General features: G+C 72.3%; 22 protein-coding genes and 2 tRNA genes. 9 read left to right on the top strand and 15 right to left on the bottom strand.

The window, feature by feature from the left end; translation table 11 throughout:
• Positions 1-84 precede the first annotated feature (84 nt).
• The 4 genes from BLT44_RS06475 to BLT44_RS15245 form a co-directional block, all read right to left on the bottom strand.
• Complete coding sequence (locus BLT44_RS06475) at positions 85-735, bottom strand: TetR/AcrR family transcriptional regulator (protein ID WP_010154853.1); 651 nt, start codon at positions 733-735, stop codon at positions 85-87.
• 139 nt (positions 736-874) lie between these two features.
• Positions 875-2,014 carry an HTTM domain-containing protein gene (locus BLT44_RS06470; RefSeq protein ID WP_010154854.1) on the bottom strand — a complete coding sequence of 380 codons (1,140 nt, stop codon included), beginning with the start codon at positions 2,012-2,014 and terminating at the stop codon, positions 875-877.
• A complete protein-coding gene (locus BLT44_RS06465) occupies positions 2,011-2,829 on the bottom strand; it encodes a DUF5819 family protein (RefSeq protein ID WP_231291479.1) in 819 nt (272 codons plus the stop codon). The genes BLT44_RS06470 and BLT44_RS06465 overlap by 4 nt, the downstream gene beginning before the upstream one ends.
• Before the next feature lie 144 nt (positions 2,830-2,973).
• On the bottom strand, positions 2,974-6,549 hold the full coding sequence (locus BLT44_RS15245) for a choice-of-anchor G family protein (RefSeq protein ID WP_010154856.1): 3,576 nt from the start codon (positions 6,547-6,549) through the stop codon (positions 2,974-2,976).
• 458 nt (positions 6,550-7,007) lie between these two features.
• On the opposite strand from BLT44_RS15245, the gene BLT44_RS15240 reads away from it, so the two are divergent.
• Positions 7,008-9,527: a LuxR C-terminal-related transcriptional regulator gene (locus tag BLT44_RS15240; protein WP_010154857.1), complete on the top strand. Its 2,520-nt coding sequence runs from the start codon at positions 7,008-7,010 to the stop codon at positions 9,525-9,527.
• Between the two features lie 10 nt (positions 9,528-9,537).
• Positions 9,538-9,628, top strand: a tRNA-Ser gene (locus BLT44_RS06450).
• A 117-nt stretch (positions 9,629-9,745) separates the two neighbouring features.
• Here BLT44_RS06450 and BLT44_RS06445 read toward each other — a convergent pair.
• Together BLT44_RS06445 and BLT44_RS06440 are read right to left on the bottom strand one after the other, a co-directional pair.
• Positions 9,746-10,393 carry a hypothetical protein gene (locus tag BLT44_RS06445; RefSeq protein WP_143026011.1) on the bottom strand — a complete coding sequence of 216 codons (648 nt, stop codon included), beginning with the start codon at positions 10,391-10,393 and terminating at the stop codon, positions 9,746-9,748.
• Between the two features lie 109 nt (positions 10,394-10,502).
• Complete coding sequence (locus BLT44_RS06440; protein ID WP_143026010.1) at positions 10,503-10,817, bottom strand: hypothetical protein; 315 nt, start codon at positions 10,815-10,817, stop codon at positions 10,503-10,505.
• A 412-nt stretch (positions 10,818-11,229) separates the two neighbouring features.
• Between BLT44_RS06440 and BLT44_RS06435 the strand changes: the two genes are divergently transcribed.
• The 4 genes from BLT44_RS06435 to BLT44_RS06420 all read left to right on the top strand — a co-directional run bounded on the left by BLT44_RS06435 (position 11,230) and on the right by BLT44_RS06420 (position 14,982).
• Entirely contained in the window at positions 11,230-12,138 is a 909-nt protein-coding gene (locus BLT44_RS06435) for a cation-transporting ATPase (protein WP_143026009.1), read from the top strand.
• Between the two features lie 60 nt (positions 12,139-12,198).
• Positions 12,199-12,444, top strand: a complete 246-nt coding sequence (locus BLT44_RS06430) for a hypothetical protein (RefSeq protein WP_010154863.1) — start codon at positions 12,199-12,201, stop codon at positions 12,442-12,444.
• Positions 12,441-13,505: an SRPBCC family protein gene (locus BLT44_RS06425; RefSeq protein ID WP_074690034.1), complete on the top strand. Its 1,065-nt coding sequence runs from the start codon at positions 12,441-12,443 to the stop codon at positions 13,503-13,505. Before BLT44_RS06430 ends, BLT44_RS06425 begins: the two co-directional genes overlap by 4 nt.
• 79 nt (positions 13,506-13,584) lie before the next feature.
• Positions 13,585-14,982: an MFS transporter gene (locus BLT44_RS06420; protein ID WP_010154866.1), complete on the top strand. Its 1,398-nt coding sequence runs from the start codon at positions 13,585-13,587 to the stop codon at positions 14,980-14,982.
• A gap of 90 nt (positions 14,983-15,072) precedes the next feature.
• Here the strand turns inward: BLT44_RS06420 and BLT44_RS06415 are convergent.
• The 3 genes from BLT44_RS06415 to BLT44_RS06405 all read right to left on the bottom strand — a co-directional run bounded on the left by BLT44_RS06415 (position 15,073) and on the right by BLT44_RS06405 (position 16,703).
• Positions 15,073-15,163 (bottom strand) — tRNA-Ser (locus BLT44_RS06415).
• Positions 15,164-15,261: 98 nt separating this feature from the next.
• Positions 15,262-15,990 carry a DUF981 family protein gene (locus tag BLT44_RS06410; protein WP_010154867.1) on the bottom strand — a complete coding sequence of 243 codons (729 nt, stop codon included), beginning with the start codon at positions 15,988-15,990 and terminating at the stop codon, positions 15,262-15,264.
• Positions 15,991-16,142: 152 nt separating this feature from the next.
• Positions 16,143-16,703: a phosphorylase family protein gene (locus BLT44_RS06405; protein WP_010154868.1), complete on the bottom strand. Its 561-nt coding sequence runs from the start codon at positions 16,701-16,703 to the stop codon at positions 16,143-16,145.
• A 368-nt stretch (positions 16,704-17,071) separates the two neighbouring features.
• Between BLT44_RS06405 and BLT44_RS06400 the strand changes: the two genes are divergently transcribed.
• Together BLT44_RS06400 and BLT44_RS06395 are read left to right on the top strand one after the other, a co-directional pair.
• Positions 17,072-17,395, top strand: coding sequence for a hypothetical protein (locus BLT44_RS06400; RefSeq protein WP_010154870.1), 324 nt, complete (start codon positions 17,072-17,074; stop codon positions 17,393-17,395).
• A 60-nt stretch (positions 17,396-17,455) separates the two neighbouring features.
• The gene (locus BLT44_RS06395) at positions 17,456-17,947 is read left to right on the top strand and encodes an S-ribosylhomocysteine lyase (RefSeq protein WP_010154871.1); all 492 of its coding nucleotides are present in this window, start codon (positions 17,456-17,458) and stop codon (positions 17,945-17,947) included.
• Here the strand turns inward: BLT44_RS06395 and BLT44_RS06390 are convergent.
• The 5 genes from BLT44_RS06390 to BLT44_RS06370 all read right to left on the bottom strand — a co-directional run bounded on the left by BLT44_RS06390 (position 17,902) and on the right by BLT44_RS06370 (position 22,490).
• Positions 17,902-18,636 (bottom strand): HAD family hydrolase, encoded by a 735-nt coding sequence (locus BLT44_RS06390; protein WP_010154872.1) that lies wholly within the window; start codon positions 18,634-18,636, stop codon positions 17,902-17,904. The two genes, BLT44_RS06395 and BLT44_RS06390, sit on opposite strands and share 46 nt — an antisense overlap.
• Positions 18,633-19,385 carry a nucleoside phosphorylase gene (locus BLT44_RS06385; protein WP_010154873.1) on the bottom strand — a complete coding sequence of 251 codons (753 nt, stop codon included), beginning with the start codon at positions 19,383-19,385 and terminating at the stop codon, positions 18,633-18,635. Before BLT44_RS06385 ends, BLT44_RS06390 begins: the two co-directional genes overlap by 4 nt.
• 81 nt (positions 19,386-19,466) lie before the next feature.
• A complete protein-coding gene (locus tag BLT44_RS06380) occupies positions 19,467-20,801 on the bottom strand; it encodes an amidohydrolase (protein WP_010154874.1) in 1,335 nt (444 codons plus the stop codon).
• 35 nt (positions 20,802-20,836) lie between these two features.
• The gene (locus tag BLT44_RS06375) at positions 20,837-21,700 is read right to left on the bottom strand and encodes an SDR family NAD(P)-dependent oxidoreductase (protein WP_083351978.1); all 864 of its coding nucleotides are present in this window, start codon (positions 21,698-21,700) and stop codon (positions 20,837-20,839) included.
• A 4-nt stretch (positions 21,701-21,704) separates the two neighbouring features.
• The gene (locus BLT44_RS06370; protein WP_010154877.1) at positions 21,705-22,490 is read right to left on the bottom strand and encodes an isoprenyl transferase; all 786 of its coding nucleotides are present in this window, start codon (positions 22,488-22,490) and stop codon (positions 21,705-21,707) included.
• 102 nt (positions 22,491-22,592) lie between these two features.
• Between BLT44_RS06370 and trhA the strand changes: the two genes are divergently transcribed.
• Positions 22,593-23,348, top strand: coding sequence for a PAQR family membrane homeostasis protein TrhA (gene trhA / locus BLT44_RS06365; RefSeq protein WP_010154878.1), 756 nt, complete (start codon positions 22,593-22,595; stop codon positions 23,346-23,348).
• Between the two features lie 18 nt (positions 23,349-23,366).
• Here trhA and BLT44_RS06360 read toward each other — a convergent pair whose 3' ends face one another.
• Positions 23,367-24,062 carry a gluconokinase gene (locus BLT44_RS06360; RefSeq protein WP_010154879.1) on the bottom strand — a complete coding sequence of 232 codons (696 nt, stop codon included), beginning with the start codon at positions 24,060-24,062 and terminating at the stop codon, positions 23,367-23,369.
• Positions 24,063-24,183: the final 121 nt, after the last annotated feature.

The following is a 24,183-nucleotide window of genomic DNA, read 5'->3' as shown; positions in this document are numbered from 1 at the left end:
AGGGGGCGGGGTTCGGGCGCGGATCCGGGAGCTGCGGAGCGGGATCCGGGACTGCCGGGGCGGGCTGCGGGCGCGATGCGGCAGTCACCGCAGCAGCGATCGGGCGATCTCGATCCGTTCGCGCAGCATGCGGGTGTAGGTGTCGATGCCCATCGGGCTGCGCTCGGGCTGCCGCTCGGCGGTGGAGAAGTACTCCTCGGCGACGAGGCGCGTCATCGCGCCGAGCAGGTGGACGAGCGTCGCTGCGCGCCGGTCGCCGGCGTCGAGCCGCTCGCGCCGTTCGACGAGTGCGATGTCGATGAGTTCGCTCTCGCGCAGGTGCTCGAGTATGCGGCGGTGCAGCCGCGGTTCGCGATCGACCGCGGCCATCAGCGCCTGGGCGTCGTCGAGCGCGAGGTCGAGGTGCTGCCAGCGGGCGCGGAAGAGCTCGACGAGGTCGTCGACGAGTGCGGGGCTCAGCCCGGTGCCGGCGCCATCGGCCGCCGCCCCTCCGGCGACGAACGCCTCCTGCAGCTCGGCGTCGTCTCGGTCGGCCGGCACCCCCAGCACCGCGTCCTCCTTCGAGGCGAAGTAGTTGAAGAACGTGCGGCGCGAGACGCCCGCGGCATCGCAGAGCTCTTCGATGGTGAACCCGCTGATGCCGCGCTCGGCGGTCCAGCGGCGCGCGTGCGACGACAGCGCACGCGCGGTGAGGGCGCGGCGGCGCGCGCGTGTACTGGTTGCACTCTGAGGCATGGAATGCATTTTTGCACTGCAACGCTGAAAGTGCACTGAACGGCCCCGGGGATCACCTGTGGGCGATCCAGCGCACCCGTCGGCCCCGCTTCGGCGCCCCGCTTCGGCGCCCCGCCTCAGCGCCCCGCCACCGCGACCGCTACGACGAGCGCGTCGCCGCGAGATCCCGTGGTCGCTCCACGCGCTCCGCCGCAGGCTCAACCGGGCTGCCGGGCCCGGCCGGAGACCCCGCATCGTCGCCCCGACCCATGTGCTGCCGCCAGCGCCGCGACACCGACGCGCTCAGGTGCTTCCAGCTGCGGTCGCGGATGAAGATCGAGTCGATCGCGATCATCGTCAGCGAGAACCACGGCAGCCCCATCAGCACGCCGATGGCGATGTGGAAGCTCAGAATGCCGAAGAGCGCGAAGAGCCGTGTGGGCCGCGACAGCAGCATGAGCAGGAACGCCACCTGCAGCACGATGGACCCCCAGGTGCCGATCGCGACAGCGGGGCCCCAGGCGGTGACGATGTCGCTCAGGATCGGCCACGTGCCGAACCGCATCGTCTGCAACGGGTTGTACACCGCGTAGCCCTCCGCCCACGGCGCCCCCTGGGCCTTGTACAGCCCGCCGGAGGCGTAGACGAACGTCACCTGCGCGGTGAGCGCCACGAGCGCCAGATTGTGGAGCACCGTGCCGATCTGGTTGCCCGACGAGCCGGCCGGGAACCACTCCCGCCGTGCCCGGCGACGCGCGTCGAGCGACCACCGGGCCGCGGGGTCGGCGAAGAACATGAGGATGAGCGCGATGCGGAACATGTTGTCGCCCTGATCGCCGACCATGTCGTTCATCTCGATGAAGCCGACCCAGAGCGCGAAGAACACGGGGTGCACGATCCGGAACCGCCACCCGAGCAGGAAGAGCACCGCGAGCACCATGAGGCAGAGATACAGCAGCGTGAACGCGACATCGTTGCCCGCGACGGCGTGGAACGCCCCGAAGATCCACACCTTCGGGAAGTCGCTGACGGGCTCGGCGAGCTCCCCGTTCCAGGCCGACCCCGAGCCGAAGATGTAGAGGCGGGTGCCGAAGTTCGCGAGGAGGAGCCCGAGCGCGGTGGCGCCGAAGACGATGCGGGTGACGGCGAGACCGTACAGCGCTTTCTTCCCGTCGAACAGCCACCGCTCGACGAAATCGAACGCGCGGCCGATCGTGCCCGTCACGGCCGACCACGCCGCGGCGACGAGGCTGCCGATGAACGCGCCGAACCGGCCGGGAGCGGAACCCTGCTCGCTCATTCTGAGATCCTCTCGAACTGCCCGCCGAAGACGTCGGCGAAGTTGCCCTCGTTCTGGCCCTCCTCGACCACGAGGGGCCGCCACCCGGGGAGCACCACCGCGGGCTCCGGGCGCTTCGCGTCAGGGTTGTGGCGCTGCGCGAACGGGATGATGTTCTGGCGGCTCACGCGATACTGCACGGCCACCACCTCATCGCCCCAGACGGCCTTCGCCACCTGCGTGGCGTACGCCGTGGAGCGGCGCTCGTCGCTCATGAACTGGTCGACCGCACCCGCGTTCTCCTCCACCGCGGCGGCATCGAGCCCCGAGTTCTTCGCCCCGTTCTCGAGCGCGGCGCGCAGCCCGATCTCCCACTCCGGAGTCGCGAAGTCGCCCGCCGCAGTGGTGCGCTGCACCTCGGTGAGCGCATCGAACGACTTCTTGAAGCTCGAGGCGAGCTCGGTCGACTGGATGCCGGCGCGCGGCGGCGTGAGGTTGTAGCGGATCATCGAGAGCTCGACGTCCGTCGCGCTCACCCAACCCGTCTCCGTGCGCGCCCCCGACTCGTCCTCCACCGCGGCGCGCACGTTGAAGTGGTAGTCGCCGTTCACGGGCTCCGGCGCGAACACGCTCCACGACTGGCCGAACATCGGCAGCATGTACGAGCTGAGCGCGTCGCCCGGAACGATCTCGCGCGCGTTCGCCGAGTACGGAGCGATCCACAGGAACGAGGCGAGGATGTGCCAGGCCGCGAGCAGCACGGCCGCCCATGCGACGAGACGGACCCAGAGCTTCACCGCGGGTCGCGCGCTCGGTTGCGTCGTTTCAGGGGTCACACCTGCTCCTGTCTAGCCGGAATGGAGTGCAGTCGTGGCGAACCTATCACTGCGAGAACCCGCGCGTCAGCAGTGCGTCGCGCGTCGCCACGACGAAGGCGTGCGGCCGGGGCGCTCCCCGACCGCACGCCTTCGCGACTCCGATCAGTCGGTGCGCGCGTGGGTGCGACGGCGAACCGTCAGCGCCACGCCGGCACCCGCGAGCACCAGCAGCAACCCGGCGATGCCGAGACCGAGCTGGCTCTCGCCGCCGGTGTTGCTGAGGTACCCGCCGCCGGAGGCGTTGCTCGAACCCGAGGCGCTCGCCGACGAGGATCCGCCGGCCGACGACGTGCCGCCCGCGTCAGCGGCGCCACCCGCATCGGCCGCACCCCCGGCGCTGGGATCGGCATCGGCGGCCCCGGCCGCGAGCACCGTGAGCTCCGCGGCGTCGGTCGTGACCGTGGTGGTCCCGTCCGTCGCGACGGCCCGGAAGAGCATGCCCGTCTCGGGCACCTCGGCGTCCTCGATGGTCAGCGTGCGGCCATCGTCGGACACGGGCTCGTCGGTCGGCGACCAGGCGTTCTCGGCCATGGGCTGGACGCCCTCGGCTGCACCCTCGGACTCCGACGGGGCGACCGGCGTGTACTCCTCCCACGTGATCGAGGTCGGCGAACCCGAGACCACGTCGACGGTGAACACCGCGTCCTCGCCCTCGGTGACGGTCACGTCGGCGGGATCCGACAGCACCAGCTCCTGGCCGTCGGCGTCAGCGGTGGCGTCGGCCGAAGCCGCAGCCGACGCATCCGCCGACGACGTCGCCTCAGCCGCAGCCTCCGACGCCGCATCCGCAGCCGACGACGCATCCGCTTCCGCCGCAGCCGAAGCCGCCGCCGACGCATCCGCGTTCGACGCCGCATCCGCCGTCGAATCCGCACTCGCCGTCGCCGCAGCCGAAGCCGCAGCATTCGTCTCAGCCGACGCCTCCGCAGACGCATCCGCCGTCGCAGCCACCTCGGCCGCCGCGTTCGCCGACACATCCGCAGCCGCCGAAGCGTCGCTCGTGTTATCCGCGTTCGCCGCCGCCTGAGCCGCAGCCTGCGCCGAAGCCGAAGCCTCGTCATCCGCAGCCGCATCAGCCGAAGCCGACGCGGACGCCGACGCGTTCGCATTCACCTCGGCATCGGCATCAGCGGTCGCGTCGGCCGAAGCCGCCGCCGACGCATCCGCCGACGACGTCGCCTCAGCCGCAGCCTCCGACGCCGCATCCGCAGCCGACGACGCATCCGCATCCGCCGCAGCCGAAGCCGCCGCCGACGCATCCGCGTTCGACGCCGCATCCGCCGTCGAATCCGCACTCGCCGTCGCCGCAGCCGAAGCCGCAGCATTCGTCTCAGCCGACGCCTCCGCAGACGCATCCGCCGTCGCAGCCACCTCGGCCGTCGCGTTCGCCGACACATCCGCAGCCGCCGAAGCGTCGCTCGTGTTATCCGCGTTCGCCGCCGCCTGAGCCGCAGCCTGCGCCGAAGCCGAAGCCTCGTCATCCGCAGCCGCATCAGCCGAAGCCGACGCGGACGCCGACGCGTTCGCATTCACCTCGGCATCGGCATCAGCCTCGACCACCGTGGTGGCCGTGGCGGTCAGCCCGCTCGTCGCGCCCGTCGCGGTGAACGTCGCCTCGCCGGGCTCGTAGTCGGCGGGCACCTCCCAGGTCGCGGTGACCGCTCCGCCGGCTGCGGCGGTCACGGTCTCCGTGGTGCCGTCCGGGAAGGTAATGGTCACGTCCTCGCCCTCGGTGAAGCCGCCGCCCGTCAGCGTGACGGTGCCGCCCTGCTCGACCGGGTTCGGCGTGGCCGTCAGCGTCGCCGCAGCGTCGGCGGCCACCTCCGTCGTCGCCGTGGCCGTGAGTCCGCTCGTTCCGCCGGTCGCCGAGAAGCTCGCGGTGCCGGGCGCGTAGTCGGCGGGCACCTCCCAGGTCGCGGTGACCGCTCCGCCGGCTGCGGCGGTCACGGTCTCCGTGGTGCCGTCCGGGAAGGTGATCGTCACGTCCTCGCCCTCGGTGAAGCCGCCGCCCGTCAGAGTGACGGTGCCGCCCTGCTCCACCGGGTTCGGGGCGGCGGTCAGCGTCGCGGCAGCAGCTTCGGCGAACGCCGAGGCTGATCCGAGCTGCACGTCCACCGACGCGTCGCCGAGCAGCGGCAGCAGCGTGACGCTCAGCGCCCGCACCGTGAAGCCCTCGGCCCCGAGATCGCTCTCCTCCGGCTGCTCGTTGATGGTGACATCGAGCACCTGGGTGAGCACCGGCTCGAGCGCCTCGTCGAGCAGCCCCGTCACGATCGGCTCCAGGAGCTCGACGAGCGACGGCTGGATGTCTGCGACGGTCGTGGTGAGCACGGGCAGGATCGCCGCGCCGATGCTCGAGACGACCGGCGTGATCGCGTTGACCACGGGCTGCAGCACTGCGCCGAGGTCGACCGGAACGGGGAGCCCGGGCAGCAGCGTCACGTCGGACGTGTCGATGCCGAGCGGGTCGTAGCCCGCCTGCCCCAGGATGCCGCCGAGCGTGCCCTCGATGAGCACCGAGCCGGCGGCGACGTCGACCGTCGACAGTCCGAGGTCCAATCCCAGCCCGACCTCGAGGTCGACCGTCAGGCCGACGCCGTAGACGCCCTCGGTGATCAGGGTCGTGGCCTTCGTCACGAGGGAATTGGGACCCGGGCCGACGAGAGCCTCGCTCACGCCGTTGAGGATCGCCGTGACCGTGTCTCCGCTCAGCACGTCCGTGTTGGGCGCGAGGGTGCTCAGGGTCTCGCCCGGCTGACCGCTGATGGCCAGCTGATCCAGGTAGACGGTGATCGTTCCGTCGTTGAGGTTGACCGACACGCTGCCGTCGCCGTTCTCGACCGGCTCCTCCAGCAGCTGCTCGCGCAGCTGGCCCGTGAGGGGGGTCGTGTCGAGCCCGATGCTGTTGACCGAGGCGTCGACAAGCGGCAGCGCGTTCAGCGTGCCGACCAGGGTGGTGACGAGGGTGTCGACGCTGCCGCCCTCAGCGAGGAGCGCGTCGACCGGATCGAGGAGGGTGGCCGCGAGGCCGTCGACGTCGTCGACGAGACCGCCGACGGCGGGGCTCGACAGCTCGAGCTCGAGGCCCGAGAGCGAGTACTCCGAGGTCGGCGCGCCGTTCTCGGCATCGACGCGCGAGGCGAGGGCGCCGACGCTCAGCGTGGCTTCGTCGAGGAGCTCGTCTGCGACGGCGTCGCCGAGGAGCTGACGCACGAGGGCGCTCGCGTCGAGCTGCGCCGGAGTGAAGCTGGATGGGTCGTTCACCGGTCCGAGATCGATGCCGCCGTCTTCCGTGATGATGCCCGACGAGGCGACCGAGGAAGTCGCGGAGGGCGAAGCGGAGTAGCTGGAGAGCGCCCCGAGATCGCCGAGTGCCAGCAGGCCCCCGTTGGTGCCGTCGCTCAGCAGCGGCAGCGTGAGCCCATTGGCGTCGACCGTCGCGGTCTGCAGCAGTGCGAGGTCCAATCCGCTCGTCTCGGGGCCCGCGGCGCCCGGAAACTCGGTGCTCGACGATGCCGTGCTCGCGACGTCGAGGCCGAGGCCGTCGATCCAGAGCCCGTGCCCGTGGCCCGCCGATTGCGCGTCTGCGCTCGGAAGGTCTGCATCGGCGACCGCGGCGGTCGCGCCGAATGTCGCTGCCGAGGCGAGCGCGGTCAACGCCGCCAGCCCCGCTGCCATCGGACGAGCGGCTCGCCTGAAGCCTCTCCTCCGCCTGTCTTCTCTGTACCCCACGAAAGGCCCCCTCTGATTCGTGCTGACGTGTGCTCCGCGTCGCTGCGGCGTCGGGGTTCGGACAGAGTCCTGTCCCCTCCGGCGAGGCTATTTCTGAGCGTTGGCTGAAGCTACGGCTTGCCGTAGTGCTGCGCGCGCCGGCGCTTCACGCCGAGACATGGGCACCGAACTACTGAGTGGCGGGCGCGCATTACTGATGCGCTGCGCAGCCTGCTCCGTACGTTTCTCCGGGCACCGCTGAGGCGAAGCCGATGCCCGGCTGAAGTCAACCCCTCAGCACAGCACTATCGGCAAGCTATGGTGTTCCCAGAAGCCGTATGTGTTGAGCGAATGCTCAGCGCTTACGGAGGCAGTTCGTCTTTCAAGGGGGGAAGGGCGTGAGTCGACGCGTGCAACGAGGCAGGGTGCGGAGCGATCTGATCGCTCAGGTGGTGCAGGAGCTGGAAGCGCCCGGCACCGTCGTGCTGTCGGGCCGGAGCGGGAGCGGCCGCTCGCACATCATCCGCGCGGTGGCGGGCGCGCTGCGCGAATCCGGGCAGCCGGTGCTCGCCTGCAGCGCCGCCGAACCCGAGGCATCGACACTCGTCTCCGATGCCGATCGCGCGCGCGTCGTGCTCGTCGACGACGCGGAGCGGGCCCCGGCCGAGCTGCTCGGCGTGCTCGTCGAACGCGCGCGCGCCGGCGGGCGGATCCTCTGCGCCGCGGCCTCCGAGCAGCCGGCGGAGGAGTCGCACCGCACGCCCGAGTGGGCGCGCCTGCTCGCGCCCGACGGGCCCGACGCATCCGCCACCCGGTACGTGCGACTGGAGCCGCTCACCCCGCCCGAGACGCTGCAGATCGCCGTCGAGGTGACCACCGCGCCCATCGACGCCGGCGTGCTCGCCGCCCTGCACGCGATGTCGTGGGGTCGCCCGGCATGGCTCATCGATCTGATCCACCTCGCCGCGCAGGGGGCGGTGATCGCCACCCCCTGGCCCCGCCTATCGCTCACGCACCTCAGCGAGTCCGGTGTCGCCACGCTCGAACACGCCGATGCGCTGGCCCGGAGCGCGCTGACGCCCGACGAGATCGCCGGCGCCATCACGCTCGCGCAGCTCGAACCGCGCACCCTGTACGGTCACGAGGACCTCATCGGCGGCCCAGCGGTCGCGTCGCTCGTGGCGAACGGCGTGCTGATCCCGACCCCGCGCGACACGACCCTCTACGGCGTCCCCGAGCTCCTCGCGAGCGGCATGCGCCTGCGGGCGGCGCCCGACGCGGTGGCGAGCGCCGAACGGCGCGCCGCGCGCACGCTGATGCTGCAGGAGTCGCTCGGCGTACCGCTCTCCGAACGGGAGGCTCACTTCTGCACGACGGTGGCCGACGACGAGGCGGGCCGCCGGCGCCCCGATCGGTCGCGAGCCGCCCTGTTCGAGCGGGCGTCCCTCGACGCGCTCGGCTTCGGGGCCGGCGCCGAGTGCCGCGATCTGCTCGTGCGCGGCGCGGGATCGGGCGCTGCGCTCCACCCGCTCGATCGCAGCCGCGCCGCCACGGTGATGCACGGGGCGCTGGCGGGGCTCCGCAGCCTGCACTCCGTGTCTCGCGACGATGTGCCCACCCCGGCGCTGCGCATCGCCGCGAGCGCGCTGGCGAGTCAGCTGTCGGCCGAGTCGCCCATCCCGCAGCGGGCGCGATCGAGCGCGTTCGCCGGCGCGGACGACCAGGAGCCGCTCGAGCGCGATGCGGAGTTCGTCTTCGCCCGGTGGAACACGACCGAGCCGATCGGCTCCGACCTCGACGACATCCGGCGCATCGCGGCCACGCACCCGTTCCCCGAGGTGGCGCTCCTCGCAGGCCAGCTCATCGACGTCGAGAACATCAAGATCGGTCGGCGCCCGGGCGATCCGGCCACGTGCACCGAGCGCATCGCCCGAGTCACCGACATCGCCGTATCGAGCCCGCCCGAGCTGCGCGACCTGCTCGCCTCGGCGACCGTCACGGAGGCGATGCTCGCGCTTTATCTCGGCGATACCGATGGGAGCGACGTCGCGCTCTTCTCGCTCACCGAGTCGCTCCCCGCCACCACGCGGCATCGGATGTGGCTCGGGCACCTCGGCGCGGTCGGTCAGGCGATCTCGTCGGGCGACATGCCCCGGGCGCTCCGGGAATGGGAGCTGTTCGCCGCTCGCCTGCCGCGATTCATGCCGCAGCGACTGACCGCGCTCATCTCCGACACCGGCAGCGCGATCCTCCGAACCGCGACGGGCCACGCCGACCTCGACGGGAACGGCGAGGAGATCGTCGACGACTTCCCGACGCAGGTGCTCGCCTACTTCAGCGGGCGGATCGACCGCATCGGATCGCGGATCCGCCGCTACGAGCACCTCCACGGGACGCCAATCGACGCGTCGCGCGCCCTCCCCATCGCGTCGCTCGCGCGCGCCCACGTGCAGGCCGCGAACGATCAGAACCCCGTCGCGCTGCTGCAGTGCGCCGACGCACTCACGACGGCCGGGTACTGGGCCCCGGCCGCGCACGCGCTGCGCGAGGCCAAGCGCATCTTCATGCGGCGGCGCGCCGCCGGGAGCGTGAATCGCTGCGAGGCGCTGCTCGGGGAGCTCGAGACCGCCGCGCGGCGGGTGGATCCATGGTTCAGCCTCGACCGGCTCCCGACGAGCGACCACGTGCAGCTCACCCCCCGCGAGTCGGCGACCGCCCGACTCGTCGCCGAGGGGCTCAGCAACAAGGAGATCGCGGTGCGCCTGCGCTGCAGCGTGCGCACCGTCGAGTCGCACATCGCCCATGCGCGCGCGAAGCTGAGCGCCGGCGACCGGGGCGAGCTCGCCGCGCTCATGCGCGAGGTGCGGGTGCCGGGCGAGGAGCGGGAGCGCGCCGCCGTCATGCGGCGTCGACTCGATTCGCGTCTCGTCGATCAGATGCGCTAATCTCGGTAGCGGTGACGTGTCCGAGCGGCCGAAGGTGCAACTCTCGAAAAGTTGTGTAGGGTAACCCCCTACCGTGGGTTCAAATCCCACCGTCACCGCCACTCGAGGGCCCCGCGCCCCTGCATTCGCAGGGAGAAACGGGGCCTTCGTCGTGCCGGCGGGCGAACGTTCGGCGCGGCGGCGAGGCGGAGCGTCGGCGGCGGGCACGGGAGCTCGGCTCAGCCGGCCGCGCCGAGCACGGGAACGCCCCAGATGCGCGCCGCATCCGACACGAGGCGATCGAGGCCGTCGGGCGTCTCACGACGGAGCGGCGACTCGTCGCGCGTCACCGGGATCGGGATCGCGGCTCGCTCGGCGCCGTGCGAGACCACGACCACCAGGGTCGGGTAGAGGAACGCCCCCTCCTGAATACCGCCGGTCGCGACCCCCACGATCCGGTCGCGCGGCACGCGGTACGCGGTGACGAGCCGCGCTCCGCCGCGAACCAGGCGGAACCCCGACGGGTCGATCACGCCGGTGGGGCTCGACGTCAGCAGCCCGCGAGGCCGGGCGCCGAGCCCGAGCTGCGGGATCGCGCGCGCGAGGAACGCCGCAACGCCGTTGAGCGCGTACGAGCCGAAGACGCGCGCCCGCGGCTCGCGCTCCTGCAGCGCCCGCCGCTGGTGGCGCTGCAGCCTCCCGATCCGTCCGAGCACGAGCCAGACGATGAGACCTGCGGCCCCCACGCCCGACGCGAAGAGGAGCAGGGTCTCAGCGGGCGACTCCCCGCGGACGAGGGGGCGCACCAGCGCAGCCCAGACGAAGAACGCCGCGAGCACGGCGGCGATCACGAGGACGAGGCGGTTCGCGGGCGGGTTCTGACGCACGGGCATTCTCTCCTTCGGGGCGCGGTGATGGGGCGCGGTGATGGGACGCGGTGATGGGGCGCGGTGATGGGGCGCGGTGATGCGGCGCGGGGCGATGCGGCGACGCCGGTCAGACGCCCGTCAGGAACACGACCGCGGGGAGGAGCTGCAGTGCGCCGAGCACGAGGCCGACGACCGGCCACCCGTACCCGCCCGGCTCGGAGCGGGCGAGCGTGATCCCGATGATGCCGAGCACTCCGGCGATGGCGCCCATGAGCACGGCCCACGGGAGCGTGACGAACAGGAGCCATCCGTAGTTGGGATCGACCGTCCCGGCGAGGATCCACACGATCCCGTTCGGCAGGATCCCGACGAGCGCGACGACTGTTGCGGCGATGCCGAACCCGCGTCCTCGGCGAGGCCGCGGCGGGGAGAACTGGGTCACGCACACGAGCATAGCCCTCCCCTGCAGCAGCACCTCGCGGCGGACGCGAGCCGATCCCCGCCCCGTCTCCTCCCCTTCCGGCCGAAGCTTCGGCGAGCACCCGCGATTTCCCAGCCATGGCGCGTCGCAGGTCGGTATCTTGGAGGGCACCAAGGGGAGTACTCCCGTCTTGTGGTGGGTTCGTCATTACGGATGCGCAGTGCATCCCGGCCCACCAGCTGATGCGTCAGTGGAGGAGACCTTGTCGATCACCGACGTCACCCTTGGAGACCCCGATGCACGCAGATGCCTCAGCCGCACGCGGATCCCGCGTCGCCGCGTCGCACTGCGCCCTCGCCCCCGTGCGGGGCCGCCTCGGTCGCCCCTCCTCGGGTGATGCGCACCGCGCACTCCACTCAGAAAGGGACCACCGATGAGCAACATGAAGAAGCTGTTCAACCTGGCCAAGCGGGCGATGGACTCGCGAGACTCCGACGCGGCCGAGTCGCAGCGGGGAGGATCGGCCCAGGGGTCGACCGACTGGCGAGCGCTCGTGCATCGGGCCGCGGATGCGGTCACCGGCGAGTCGCGCGATCGCGCGCCGCACTCCCCCGCGCCTCGGGCCGATACCGCGCAGGCCCCCCGCAGCGGCCCCGGGCAGGCTGCGCGCAGCGGCCCCTCCGCACCGCCGGCGCCGCCGACGGCTGCCTCCCCGCAGGATCGCGCGGCCGTCGCCCGCTACACCTACCTGCTCGAGACGGCTGATCCGCGGCAGCTCGAGCAGGTGCACGCGGAGGCCTTCGCGAAGCTCACGCCGGCGCAGCGCGCGCTGCTGCAGCAGGACCTGCAGCGCGATCTCCCGGCCGCTGAGCGCCCGGCATCGGCGGAGCCGGCCGACCTCGCGCGGGCGGCCACGCGGGGCGAGATGCGCAGCCCGGGCACGCTGCGGCGCCTCCTCGCTCGCTCGGGAGGCGCACGCGGTCGCGGCGCCGTCACAGCCGGAGCGGCCGGGGTGGCCGGGGCGGGAGCCCTCGGGCTGCTCGGAGTGGTCGCCGGCGGCGCAGTCGCGACCGCGATCGGCGGATCGCTGCTCGCCGAGGCTGCGGCTTCGGGCGTCGACTTCGACGCCCTCGCGAGCGGGCTGGATCACGAGGCGCTCCTCGGGGATTTCGCCGCGGGTGACGCGTTCGCGGGCGTGGGCGAGGCCGTGCCGGGCGTCGAGGAGGCCCTCTCGGGCGCGGGCGATGCCGCGAGCTCGACCCTCGATGCGGCGCAGGGCGGCCTCGGTTCGCTGGGCGATGCCGTCTCGGGGTTCGATCTGCGCGGCTTCTTCGAGCGATGAGCCGCTGCAGGTGAGCAACCAGGGTTGACAGCCGCGATCCGCGCAACGTAGGTTGACAGCATGGATTCGATGCAACTCGCGGCGCGCGCCGCCGACCTCAGCGACCCGCGGGCCGGGCTGCGAGCCGTGGCCTCGCTCCGCGTGCTCGCCGACACCCTCGAACTGCGCCAGGTCGAGGCGGGGCTGCGCGCGGGAATGAGCTGGCAGCAGATCGCCGACGCGCTCGGCGTCACCCGCCAGGCCGTGCACAAGAAGTACGCCAAGCGCGTCGACCCCGCGATCGCGATTCCCCGGAGGCAGGCATGAGCAAGTTCACCCGATCGGCCGACGCCTCGCACCGCCTCTCGCTCGCGGCGATGGAGGAGGCGTCGCGCGTCGGCCTCCGCACCGCCGACATCGAGCACCTGCTCCTCGCGCTCGTCATCGACCGCGACCGCGCGGGGAGCGTGCTGCGCAGCCACGGCCTCACCCTCGATGCGACGCGAGCCGGGATCGCCGCGCAGCACGCCGCGCACCTCGCCGTCATCGGCGTCAGCGCGCAGGGGCCCGAGGCGGGCCGCATCGTCTTCCACGAGACCGACGGGTACGCGTGGAGCGATCGGGCGCAGCGCATCTTCTCGAGCGCGAACCGGCGGGGCAGGTCGGGCGACGCCGTCGCGGTGCTCCGCGAGCTGCTCGCCGAGCCCAGTGGATTCATCGAAGCGGTGCTGACCGAGGTCGGGGCGAGCCGAGCGGCGATCGAGGGCGACCTCGCCGCACTCGACGACCCGGCCGCGCGTGCCGCCGCGCCGGCTCCCCCCACCGGCGGCGCCGCCCGCCGGGGTACCGGCCCGCTCGCCGGCACCACCGAGGCGTTCGTGCCCGCTCCCCTCGCCGAGGTGTGGGCGCTCCTCTCCGACCCTGCGCGCATGCCCGAGTGGCAGCCGTCGGTCGCGAGCGTTTCCGCGCACCCCGAGCCCGCAGCGGGTGGGAGCGCCGAACCCGGCGCATCCGACGAGCGCGGCACGATCTGGAGCGCGCGCGCGACCACGACGCGCCCCGACGGCTCCGAGCTCAGGGTGGGCGAGGCGTTCCGCAGGCTGCGCATCGAACTGCTGCTGCACGACCCCGAGCGGCGCATCACATGGCGGCTCGCCTTCCCCGACGCGCGGCAGGCGAACACCCGCGCGTTCGACATCCGCCTCGCCCCGGAGGCCGACGGAACCCGCCTGCGCATCGACTTCGCATGGGAGCGCCCCGCCGACGGTGTGCGGCGGGGGGGCGTGCTGGGGCCGCTGCTCGGCGTGCTGCTGCGGCCCGCGCACCGGCTGCTCGTCTGGGTGCAGCTGTCGCAGCTCGTCAGCAGTATCAGCCGGGTCTTCCGCTGAGCGACGCCCCGGGCGAGCATCAGCCGGGTCTTCCGCTGAGCGACGCCCCGGCGCGCGGCCAGCGGCGTATCCTGCTCGCATGACCGATTCGCGCTCCGGGGCTCCCCCGCGGCTCAGCGCCCCGCAGCGCCTCGTCACGACCATCGCGACCCTCGCCTCGTTCGTGACCTCCCTCGACATGTCGGTCACGAACGTCGCGCTCCCCCGCATCTCGGAGGAGCTCGGCGGCGGCCTCAGCACGCAGCAGTGGGTGGTGGATGCGTACCTCGTGACGTTGAGCGCGCTCATGCTGCTCGCGGGCTCGATCGCCGACGCCTACGGGCGCGTGTTCATCATGCGGATCGGGCTGATCGGATTCGGCATCGCCTCGATCGCGGTCGGGCTCGCCGTGAACCCCGAGATGATGATCCTCGCCCGCGCGCTGCAGGGAGCCGCGGGCGCGTTCCTGCTGCCGAGCTCGCTCGCGCTCATCACGTCGCGCATCGCCGGGGCCGCGCAGGGTCGCGCGATCGGCGCCTGGACGGCGGTGACGACGGGCGCGATGATCGTCGGGCCGCTGCTCGGCGGCGTCTTCACCGACTACCTCTCGTGGCGCCTCGTGTTCCTCATCAACGTCCTGCCCATCGGGGCGACCCTCTGGATGCTCACGAAGCTGCCCGACACCGACGACCGCCGGCGGGGCGTGCGCATCGACTGGCTCGGCGGCGCGGCGGCGGCGATCGGGCTCGGCCTCGCGGTCTGGGCGCTCATCGAGGAGCCGGCGCACGGGTGGGCGAGCCCTGCCATCTGGCTGCCGCTCGGCGCCGGCGTCGCACTGCTGCTCGGGTTCCTCTGGTGGCAGACGCGCGTGACGTCGCCCATTCTGCCGCTCGCGCTCTTCCGCGTGCGCAACTTCTGGACGGGCAACCTCGCGACCCTCTTCATCTACGCGGCGCTGTCGCTCAACGGCTTCGTGATCGGCGTGTACCTGCAGAACCCGAACGGCCCGGCGCTCACCGCCACGCTCGCGGGCCTCGCGAGCCTCCCCATCACGATCCTCATGGTGCTGCTGAGCTCGAAGGTGGGTGCGCTCGCCGGCAGGTACGGCCCGCGCCTCTTCATGACCGTCGGCCCGCTCCTGCTCGGGTGCGGCGCCCTGCTCCTGCTGCTCGTCGGCGACCAGTTCTCCTACTGGGGGCAGGTGCTGCCGTCGATGGTGGTCATGGGGCTCGGGCTGTCGATCATGGTCGCCCCGCTCACCGCCGCCATCCTCGGGGCCATCGGCCCGGAGCGCAGCGGGATCGCCTCCGCCGTGAACAACGCGATCTCGCGGGTCGCGGGCCTCATCGTCATCGCGCTCCTCGCCACCATCGTGGGGGGCCGGCTCGATCTCGGCGGCTTCCACTCGGCGGCGATCGTCACGGGGGTGCTGTTCTTCGCGGGAGCGATCGTGTCGTTCCTTGGGATCAGGAATCCGGCTCCGGAGGGCGCGGCGTAGACAGCCGCGCGATCGGTGCGCCGGCGCAGAACGAGCGAACGAGCGAGGGCCCCGCGCCTCCCTGCAGTGGCAGGGGCGCGGGGCCCTCGGTGGCGGTGACGGTGGGATTTGAACCCACGGTAGGGGGTTACCCTACACAACTTTTCGAGAGTTGCACCTTCGGCCGCTCGGACACGTCACCGCGGAAGAGCTTACGTGATGAGTGCGCGCGGCGCGAATCCGGCCGGGCGGGGCGCGTCGCGGACGGTACGCGGCGCCCCACGAGCCCGCGGGGCGCCGCTAGGCGGTCGTGTTGATGATGAGGCCGATGTGCGTGAAGTAGTTCAGCGCCCCGAAGAGCAGGAAGGCGAGCCCGGCGAGCCCCCACGCCGCTCCCGCGACGACCGCGACCGGCCGCAGCTTCGGCGCCGCGGAGCTGAAGCCGCGCAGGGCGAAGGGGAAGAGCACCGCTCCGACCCCGACGAGCGCGAAGAGGCCCGACATGAACGTCGCCTCCACCCACGGGTACTCGGCGAACGCGCCCGAGATCGGCTCCTCCGGCGGTGCGGCGAAGAGCTGGAACACCATGCCCGCCGCGGCGATCCCGAACATCGCGAGACCGAGCCCGAAGACGAAGACGCCGAACGGGTACGCGGTGCGCGCGAGCTGCGCCCCCGGGTCGGGCGACGCGGCGATGACGGCGGAGCGGCGCCACAGCAGGAAGGCCGCTGCGAGCAGCAGCACCCCGAACCCGAGACTCGGCTCGCCGAAGATGATGTTGTCGAACGGGAAGTACGCGGCGAGCGGCCACGTGAGCGTCATGTGGGCTCCGGTGAGGGTGAGGATGCCGCCGAGCACGGCCGCGGTCAGCGCCCAGCCCTCCGGCGCGAAGCCCTCGGGGCGCCGGAGCGCTCGCACGAGGCCGAGCATCCACAGCAGCCCGGCGCCCGCGGCGAGCGACATGATCGTGTTGTACGTGGGCATCAGCGTCCAGTCGACGACGAGCCCATCGGTCTCCATGAGATGCATCTCTCCCCTTCCCTCGGCGCAGCGCACGCCGCATGCTCCAGGTCTATCGCAGGGGGCGCGGGTGCGGCGACGGCCTTGACGCGGAGCGGATCCCGCACGACGCACGTGCGCGTGCGCACCGCCGCGACGCGCGCTCGGCCGGCGTCGACGCGCTACGCCAGCCGCTCGTCCCAGAACTCGCGGAGCTGCTCGCTCTTGCGGAACACGATCGCGTCCCACTCCTCATCGGTGGTCGCCGAATCCGCGAAGTCGGAGGGCACCTTGAAGATCTGCAGCGCGGCGCCGAAGCGGGCGCACACGCTGGCGTAGGCGTACGCCTCCATGTCAACGAGGCTCGCTCCGAGCCCGGCGATGGCCGCCCGCTGCGCGTCGCTCTGCACGAACACGTCGCCCGTCGCGATGACCGCGGTCGACTCGGGGGGCAGGATCGCGTCGCCGCCGGGCCGCAGCTCCGGCGAGGGCAGCGAGAAGTCGTGCTGCACCACGCCGGTGATCTGGTAGACGGCGTCGAGCGACGGCCGCTCCGGCCCATCGCTCACGACGCCCGCGGTGCCGAGCACCACGACCCGCTCCGCCGGCCGCTCCGAGAGCTCGGCGGCGAGCGTCACCGCCGCATTGACCTTGCCGACGCCGGTCACGACGTGCGGCACGTCGCCGAAGGCGGAGGCCTCGTCGCGGTGCGCGAAGACGAGCAGGGTGGAGGGTTCAGGCATCGGTGCTCCCAGCGGCGCGCGAGCGCCCGTCGATCCGGATATTCGACACCACACTAGCGCCGATCGAAAATGTGTTCTAATATGAGGTGTCGGGTTCGCGAGCCGTACGCATGATCGCCGTTGAACGGCACGTCGAGATCACCTCAACTCTGCGTCAGAAGCCGCGACACCCACCGAGCACCGCAGGCCTCCAGACGAGGCCGGTCCCCCGATGAGACCGGTGCAGATGCGCTCCGCCTTCGATCGCGCAGATCGAGCGGGCTGTACCGACGCAGCCCCGGCGAAGCAGCGCAGGGCTCCACGTGAGCCACACCCCGAGAATCGCTCGGGGATCGCGCACCACGACGGTGCGCCACGAAAGGAACAACATGACTTCGCATACCCGAATCACCCATACCCCCGCCGCCCGCACCGCAGACGCCCGGCCCGCCGCGGCCGCGCCGCTGCGCACGCCCTACCACTCCCTGAGCGGAGCCGACGAGATGCTGGTGCCCGACTGGGCGCAGCGCCGCTCGGTCTACCGCAGCTCGGGCCGCACGCTCTACGTCGTCGAGACCGACCGTCTCACCGACGCCCGGAGCGACCTCAAGCGGCTCGACCGCGCCGGCTGGAACGTGACCGTCTCCGAGCTCCCCTCCAGCGAGCGGGCGCGCATCGCCCTGACCCGCAAGGAACTCGCGCGCGCTGCCTGATCGGTGCACGCGGCGTAATCTGCGCCGCGCGCACCGATCCCCCGTGGCACACTGGAGCGCATGAGCGATGTCGAACTTGCCGAGGTGGAGAGCTTCTCACTGGACCACACGAAGGTGCTGGCGCCGTACGTGCGCCTCATCGGCGTCGAGCACGGCCCGAAGGGCGACGCGATCTCGAACTTCGACATCCGCCTAGTGCAGCCGAACGAGGCGGAGATTCCGACCGCCGGCCTGCACACCATCGAGCACACGCTGGCCGCGCTGCTGCGCACCCGCTTCGACGGCCTCATCGACATCTCACCCTTCGGCTGCCGCACCGGCTTCCACCTGATCGCGTGGGGCGAGCCGAGCGTCGAGGCCGTGGCCGAGGCGATCAAGAGCTCCCTCACCGACCTCGTCGAGCGCGTCACCTGGAGCGACGTGCCCGGCACCGAGGCGGTGAGCTGCGGCAACTACCGCGATCACAGCCTGCACTCCGCCCAGGAGTGGGCGAAGGCGGTGCTCGCTCAGGGCATCAGCCTCGACGCGTTCGACCGCTCGCGCATCGCGTAGGCGTCGATCAGGCCGGGCAGCTCCTCCAGGCTCGAGAACACGAGCGACGCGCCCGCACCCCGCAGCGCCTCGGGACGGGTGCTGACCGCGCTCCCCGTCGAGAACCCGAATACCGTGGCACCGGCCGCGATGCCCGCGGTGACCCCCGCCACGGTGTCCTCGACCACGAGGGCGTCGGCCGGGTCGACGCCGAGCGCCGCAGCCGCCGCCAGGTAGACGTCGGGCGCCGGCTTGCTCGCCGCCAGCTCCATGCCGCTGAACACGCGGTCCCCGAACCACCGCCCCAGGCCGGTCACGTCCAACTGCATCGTGATCTTCACGCGATCCGCGCCCGACGCGAGGGCGATGCGGTCGCCGAAGCGCTCGACCACCTCCGCCATCATCCGCTCGGCCCCGGGCATCGGCGCAACGTCGACGCGGAGGGCGTCGTCGCGTCGCACGTGGAACTCGTGCACCCAGGCATCCGTGATGCGGAAGCCGGTGTTGGCGAGGATCACCTCCCACTCGTCGACGAGCGCGCGGCCGATGAAGGCGCGCACCGTCTCCTCGAACGAGATCTCCCAGCCCAGCTCGCGGAGCATCTCGGCGAGCACGCGGATGGTGATCGTCTCGGAGTCTACGAGCACCCCGTCGCAATCGAAGAGCACCGCCGCGAAGGGCAGGCGAGCGGTGCGCAGCGCCCCGCTCACGAGACGAGCACGTCGAGCGCCGCGGTGAGCGCCGCGTCGACCGCGGTCACTACGATCTCGCGATACGGGTCGTAGTCGCCCATGTCGGTGTCGTCGGCGGCGAGCGGGTTGCCGTCGATGGCGAACACGCCCGCGGCCTCGATGCCGTGCAGCGCGGCGATGACGAACAGCGTCGCGGCCTCCATCTCGACCGCGACGACCCCGGCGCGCTGCCACAGCGCGAGATCGACGCCGGTGATGACGTCGCTCGGGTAGAACATGTCCCCCGTCAGCACGACGCCGCGGTGCACGTCGAGCCCCGAGGCTGCCGTCGCCTGCGCGAGCGCGACGGTCAGCTCGGGCGTCGTCAGCGCCGGGAACTCCGTCGGCACGAGCTGGTGACTCACCCCATCGGCGCGCACCGCGCCCGTCGCGACGACGACCGCGCCGTCGACGATGCCCGGCTGCATGCCGCCGGCGGTACCCGACCGGATGATGCGCGTCACCCCGCCCCGCGCGAGCTCCTCGAAGCAGACCGCGGCCCCCGCTCCGCCGACGCCGTGCGATGCGACAGTCACGGGCACGCCCTTCCACGTGCCCGCGTACACGTGGTACTCGCGGTTCGTCGCGAGCCGGCGCACGTCGTCGAGGCGCTCGGCGACGCGCTCGGCGCGCGCGGGATCGCCCACCACGAGTGCGCGGTCGGCGAGGTCGGAGACGCGGACGCGCAGCAGGGGCAGTTCGGCGTCGGAGGGGAGTCGGACGGGCATGTGTGGCCTTTCGATGTGTGGATGGAAGCTCAGGCGGTGAGCTCGGGCAATGAGCTCGGGCGGTGCGCTCAGGCGGTGAGCTCAGTCGGTGCGTGCCGCGTCGCTCAGCCGGGCGCGGGCAGCTGCCGCCCGCGCGCGGATCGCGTCGGCGTCGAGCGTGAGGTGCTCGCCCTCCGCGTAGACGTGGCGGCCGCCGATGAAGACGTGGCGCACGTCCCCGCCCGTCGCGGCGAACCCGAGGTGGGAGACGAGGGACGCCGCCTCGAAGGGGATCGCGGAGGATCCCGTGACGTCGAGCGCGATCACGTCGGCGAGGCGCCCCGCTTCGAGGGCTCCCGTCTCGGGGAAGCCGATCGCCTCCGCGCCGCGCCGCGTCGCGATGTCGAGCACGTCGGCGGCGCGCACGATCGCGGCGTCGCCCCGCGCACCGCGGTGCAGGATGGTGCCGGTCTTGATCTCCTCGAAGAGGTCGAGCGTGTTGTTGCTCGCGACGGAGTCGGTGCCGAGCGAGACGCGCAGCCCCGCCGCCTGCCACTCCGGCAGGGCGGCGATGCCGTTGCCGAGCTTCAGGTTCGACACGGGATTGTGGCTCACCGCGGTGCCCGTGCGCGCGAACAGCTCGATCTCGCCGTCGGTGAGGTGCACGCAGTGGGCGGCGAGCACCTCGGCCTCGAAGAGTCCCAGCGCGTCCAGGTGCACCGCGGGGGTCGCCCCGTAGCGCTCCCGGATCTGCGCGACCTCCGCCGCCGACTCCGAGATGTGGGTGTGGATCGGGATGCCGAGCCGCACGGCCCGCTGCGCGATGTCTCGCAGAAACTCGGGCGGGCACGTGTAGGGGGCGTGGGGGCCGTAGGCGATCCGCACCTGCGCGTCGCCCGCGTACCGCTCGGCCAGCGCCTCCGTCTGGTCGGTCGCCTCCGCGCCCGTCCAGGGCGACACCCCGGGGAACCCGACCGCTTCGGGCGCGAACGAGGCGAGCGCGACGAGGGCGCGCATCCCCGCCGAGCGCACCAGTTCGATCAGGTCGGCATCCCAGTGGTACATGTCGGCGAACGAGGTCGTGCCGGTCTCGATCATCTCGACCATCGCGAGCTGCAGCCCCACCGCGACGTCGTCGTGCGTCAGGTGCTGCTCGAGCGCCTGCACCGCCGCCAGCCACGGCATGAACCCCTCGTCGTCGGAGACGCCGCGCAGCAGCGTCATCGCGGAGTGCGTGTGCCCGTTCACCAGCCCCGGCATGAGCACGTGCCCCGGGAGCTCGTGCACCACGCGGTCGCTCGCCGAGGCGGCATCGGGGCGGGCGGATCCGGCATAGGTGATGCGGCCCGACCCGTCGAAGGCGAGCTCGGCGCCGGCGATCGCCCCCTCCGGGGTCAGCATCGCGTCGGCGCGCAGCACCGTCTCGTAGTCGCTCATCGGCAGCTCCGTTCTCGAATCGGGGAAGGGGAGGGTCACCAGCCCGGCGTGGCCAGCATGCCGCCGTCGACCGCGAGATCCTGCCCGGTGATGAACGCCGCGGCCGGCGAGGCGAGCAGCACGCACGCGCCGCCGATGTCGGCGGCCGTCGCGAGACGCCCGAGCGGGGCGTGGGTCGTCCAGCTCGCGACGCCCTCGGGCCACGCCTCCGCGAGACCCGGGCGGTCGACCAGCCCGGGCGACACGGTGTTCACGCGGATCCCGAGCGGCCCGAGCTCCAGCGCCGCCGCGCGGGCGTGCATCACGACGCCCGCCTTCGCCGCCGCGTAGTGGGCGTGCGCGGGGCTGGGCCGCGACGCCTCCACCGAGGCGATGTGCGTGATCCAGCGATTCGCGGCGCGCTCGCCGCGATCGCCCGCCATCGCCGCGGCCGCGGCCTGGGAGAGTTCGAAGACCGCGCCGAGGTTCGTGCCGAGCACCTCGTCCCACTCGCCGCGCGTCGTCTCCGCGAGCGGCGCGACCGGCTGCACGCCCGCGTTGTTCACGAGTCCGTCGAGGCCGCCCAGGGCGGAGACCGCATCCGCCACCAGGGCCGGCGCCGCTCCCGGAGCGGCGAGATCCGCGCGCAGCGCCTCGACCTCGGCCCCCGCACCGCGCAGCTCGCGCACGAGCGCGCCGATGGCGTCGGCCGACGCCCGGCTCTCGCCGCGGTAGTGCAGGGCCAGCCGGGCGCCGGCCGCGGCGAACGCGCGCGCGATGCCGCCGCCCACGCCGCCCGAGGCCCCCGTGATCAGCACCCGCTGCCCCGCGAGGTCGGGCAGCCCGGGACTCGCCGGTGCCGGTGCCGCCGGTGCCGATGTCGTCGATACCGGTGCCGCCGGTGTCGCGTCGTTCGTCATCCGTTCAGCCCCCCATCCGCCGCTGCCGAGACGAGTAGTCGCGCAGCGCGCGCAGCAGATCCACCTCGCGCAGATCCGGGTACAGCGCCTCCACGAAGTAGAACTCCGAGTGCGCCGACTGCCAGATCATGAAGTCGGAGAGCCGCTGCTCCCCCGAGGTGCGGATCACCAGATCGGGATCGGCCTGACCCCGCGTCCACAGATGCTCGCCGATGAGCTCCGGCGTCAACCGCTCCGCGAGCGTGTCGATCGTGCCGCCCGCCGCCTGGTGCTCCGCGATCACGCTGTGCATCGCCGCGGTGATCTCGCTGCGACCCCCGTAGCCGACGGCGAGATTGATGTGCAGGCCCTCGCGATCCGCCGTCGCCGCCTCCGCCGCGCGCAGCGCCTCCGTGAGCTCGGGCGACAGACCCTCGCAGGTGCCGACGTGCTTCACGCGCCAGCCCGGATGCTCGGCCAGCAGACTCGCGAGCTCCGCGATGATGCCGAACAGGTCGTCGAGCTCCTGGCGATCCCGAGCGCCCAGGTTGTCGGCCGAGAGCAGATACAGCGTGACCGTGTCGACGCCCGCCTCCGCGCACCAGCCGAGGAACTCGGGAATCTTGCGTGCGCCGGCCCGATGGCCGAAGGCCGCGCGCTCCTGCAGCCGCTGCTTCGCCCACCGGCGGTTGCCGTCGACGATCACGGCGATGTGCTGCGGCACCCGACGCGGATCGATCTCTCGACGCAGGCGACGCTGATACAGCCGGTAGAGCAGACCGGCACGCGGATTCGACGGCTGGGCACTCACGTTCCGAGTGTACCGGCTCGATCCGCAGAGCGGCCGGGATGCTTCCGCTCCCGGCTACTCGCGCATGCCCGGTGCAGTGCGGCGCGACCGTAGACTCGACGCATGACGTCGCAGAGCCCGCGCTCATCGGAGCGCCCGCTGCCCGAGCCCGACCGGCTCTCGCTCCCCCTGCTCGAGGACGCCATCGACCACTCGCATGATCAGCCCGGAGCGATCGAGGCGAAGCCGAAGTGGCGCGGCTGGATCCATGCGGGCACCTTCCCCGTCACCATCGCGGCGGGGATCGTGCTCATCGCGCTCGCCCACGGCGCCGTCGCGAAGTGGGCGTCGGTCGTCTACATGCTGTCGAGCATGCTGCTCTTCGGCGTCTCGGCGCTGTACCACCGCTTCAACTGGAAGCCGAGCACGAAGCAGGTGTTCCGGCGCCTCGACCACGCGAACATCTTCGTGCTCATCGCCGGAACCTACACCCCGATCGCGCTGCTCGCCCTGCCCCTCGAGAAGGGCGTGCTGCTGCTGGTGCTGGTCTGGTCGGGGGCGCTGCTCGGCATCGGCTTCCGCGTGTTCTGGATCGGAGCGCCGCGTTGGCTGTATGTTCCGCTCTACGTGCTGCTCGGGTGGGCCGCGATGATGTACATCGTCGACATCGCGCGCGCCGATTTCGCGGCGATGGTGCTCGTCGTGGTCGGCGGCCTCCTCTACACGCTCGGCTCCATCATCTACGGCACGAAGCGGCCGAACCCCGTTCCCGGTGTCTTCGGATTCCACGAGATCTTCCATGCGCTCACCGTCGTGGCGTTCCTGTGCCACTGGACGGCGGCGCTGCTGCTCGCGCTCGACCCGTTCTTCCTGCGGTAGCGGGAGTTCGGGAGTGCGCTACCGCCCGAGGTGCTGCTCGATGCGGTCGAGCACCTCGACCTCCCGGCACGAGGCGTCGACGGTGAACCCCGGTTCGTCGGCGCCGAGCGGCTCGAGCGTCGCGAGCTGCGAATCGATCAGCGTCGCGGGCATGAAGTGCCCGGATCGGCCTCGCACGCGCTCGATCAGCACGTCTCGAGGCACCTGCAGCAGCACGAACTGCAGGTCTGCCCCGCTCCCCGAGCGCAGGCGGTCCCGATAGACGCGGCGCAGCGCCGAGCACGCGACGACGAGGTGCGCACCGTCCGCGGTCTCCCGCGCGATGCGGGCGCCGATCACTTCGAGCCACGGCCAGCGATCCTCGTCGGTGAGGGGCACGCCCCGGCGCATCTGCTCGACCGCCGCGGGCGTGTGCAGATCGTCGGCGTCAATGTACCACGCGCCGAGCTCTGCGGCGAGCGCCGCCGCGATCGTGCTCTTCCCCGAACCCGAGGCGCCCATCACGACGATCGCTCGCCCGGAGGTGTGGGGCGACGTGCCGGAGGAGTGCTCGGTGCGGTCGCGGTCCATGCGCTCAGTGTGCCATGCGGATGCGCCGCTCAGCACTCGACCTGCGGCGCGCACCGCGGCGTCGGCCTGCGGCACCGTGTCGACGAGCCCCGCGGCGTCAGCCTGCATCACCGCGTCGGCGAGAAACTCGGCTTCGGTGAGCAATTCGGCTTCGGTGAGACGGAAGCGGCGGATCTGCCCTCACCGACGCTCGATGTCTCACCGAAGCCCGGCGTACTCGCGGCCGGACGCCTGACCACCGAGCTGGGGCTGACGGCGACGCCCT

The sequence above is a fragment of the Leucobacter chromiiresistens genome (assembly GCF_900102345.1).
Lineage (GTDB): Bacteria > Actinomycetota > Actinomycetes > Actinomycetales > Microbacteriaceae > Leucobacter > Leucobacter chromiiresistens.
The sequence above is the reverse complement of the archived record's forward strand: the minus strand, read 5'-3'. Positions and strand labels throughout refer to the sequence as shown.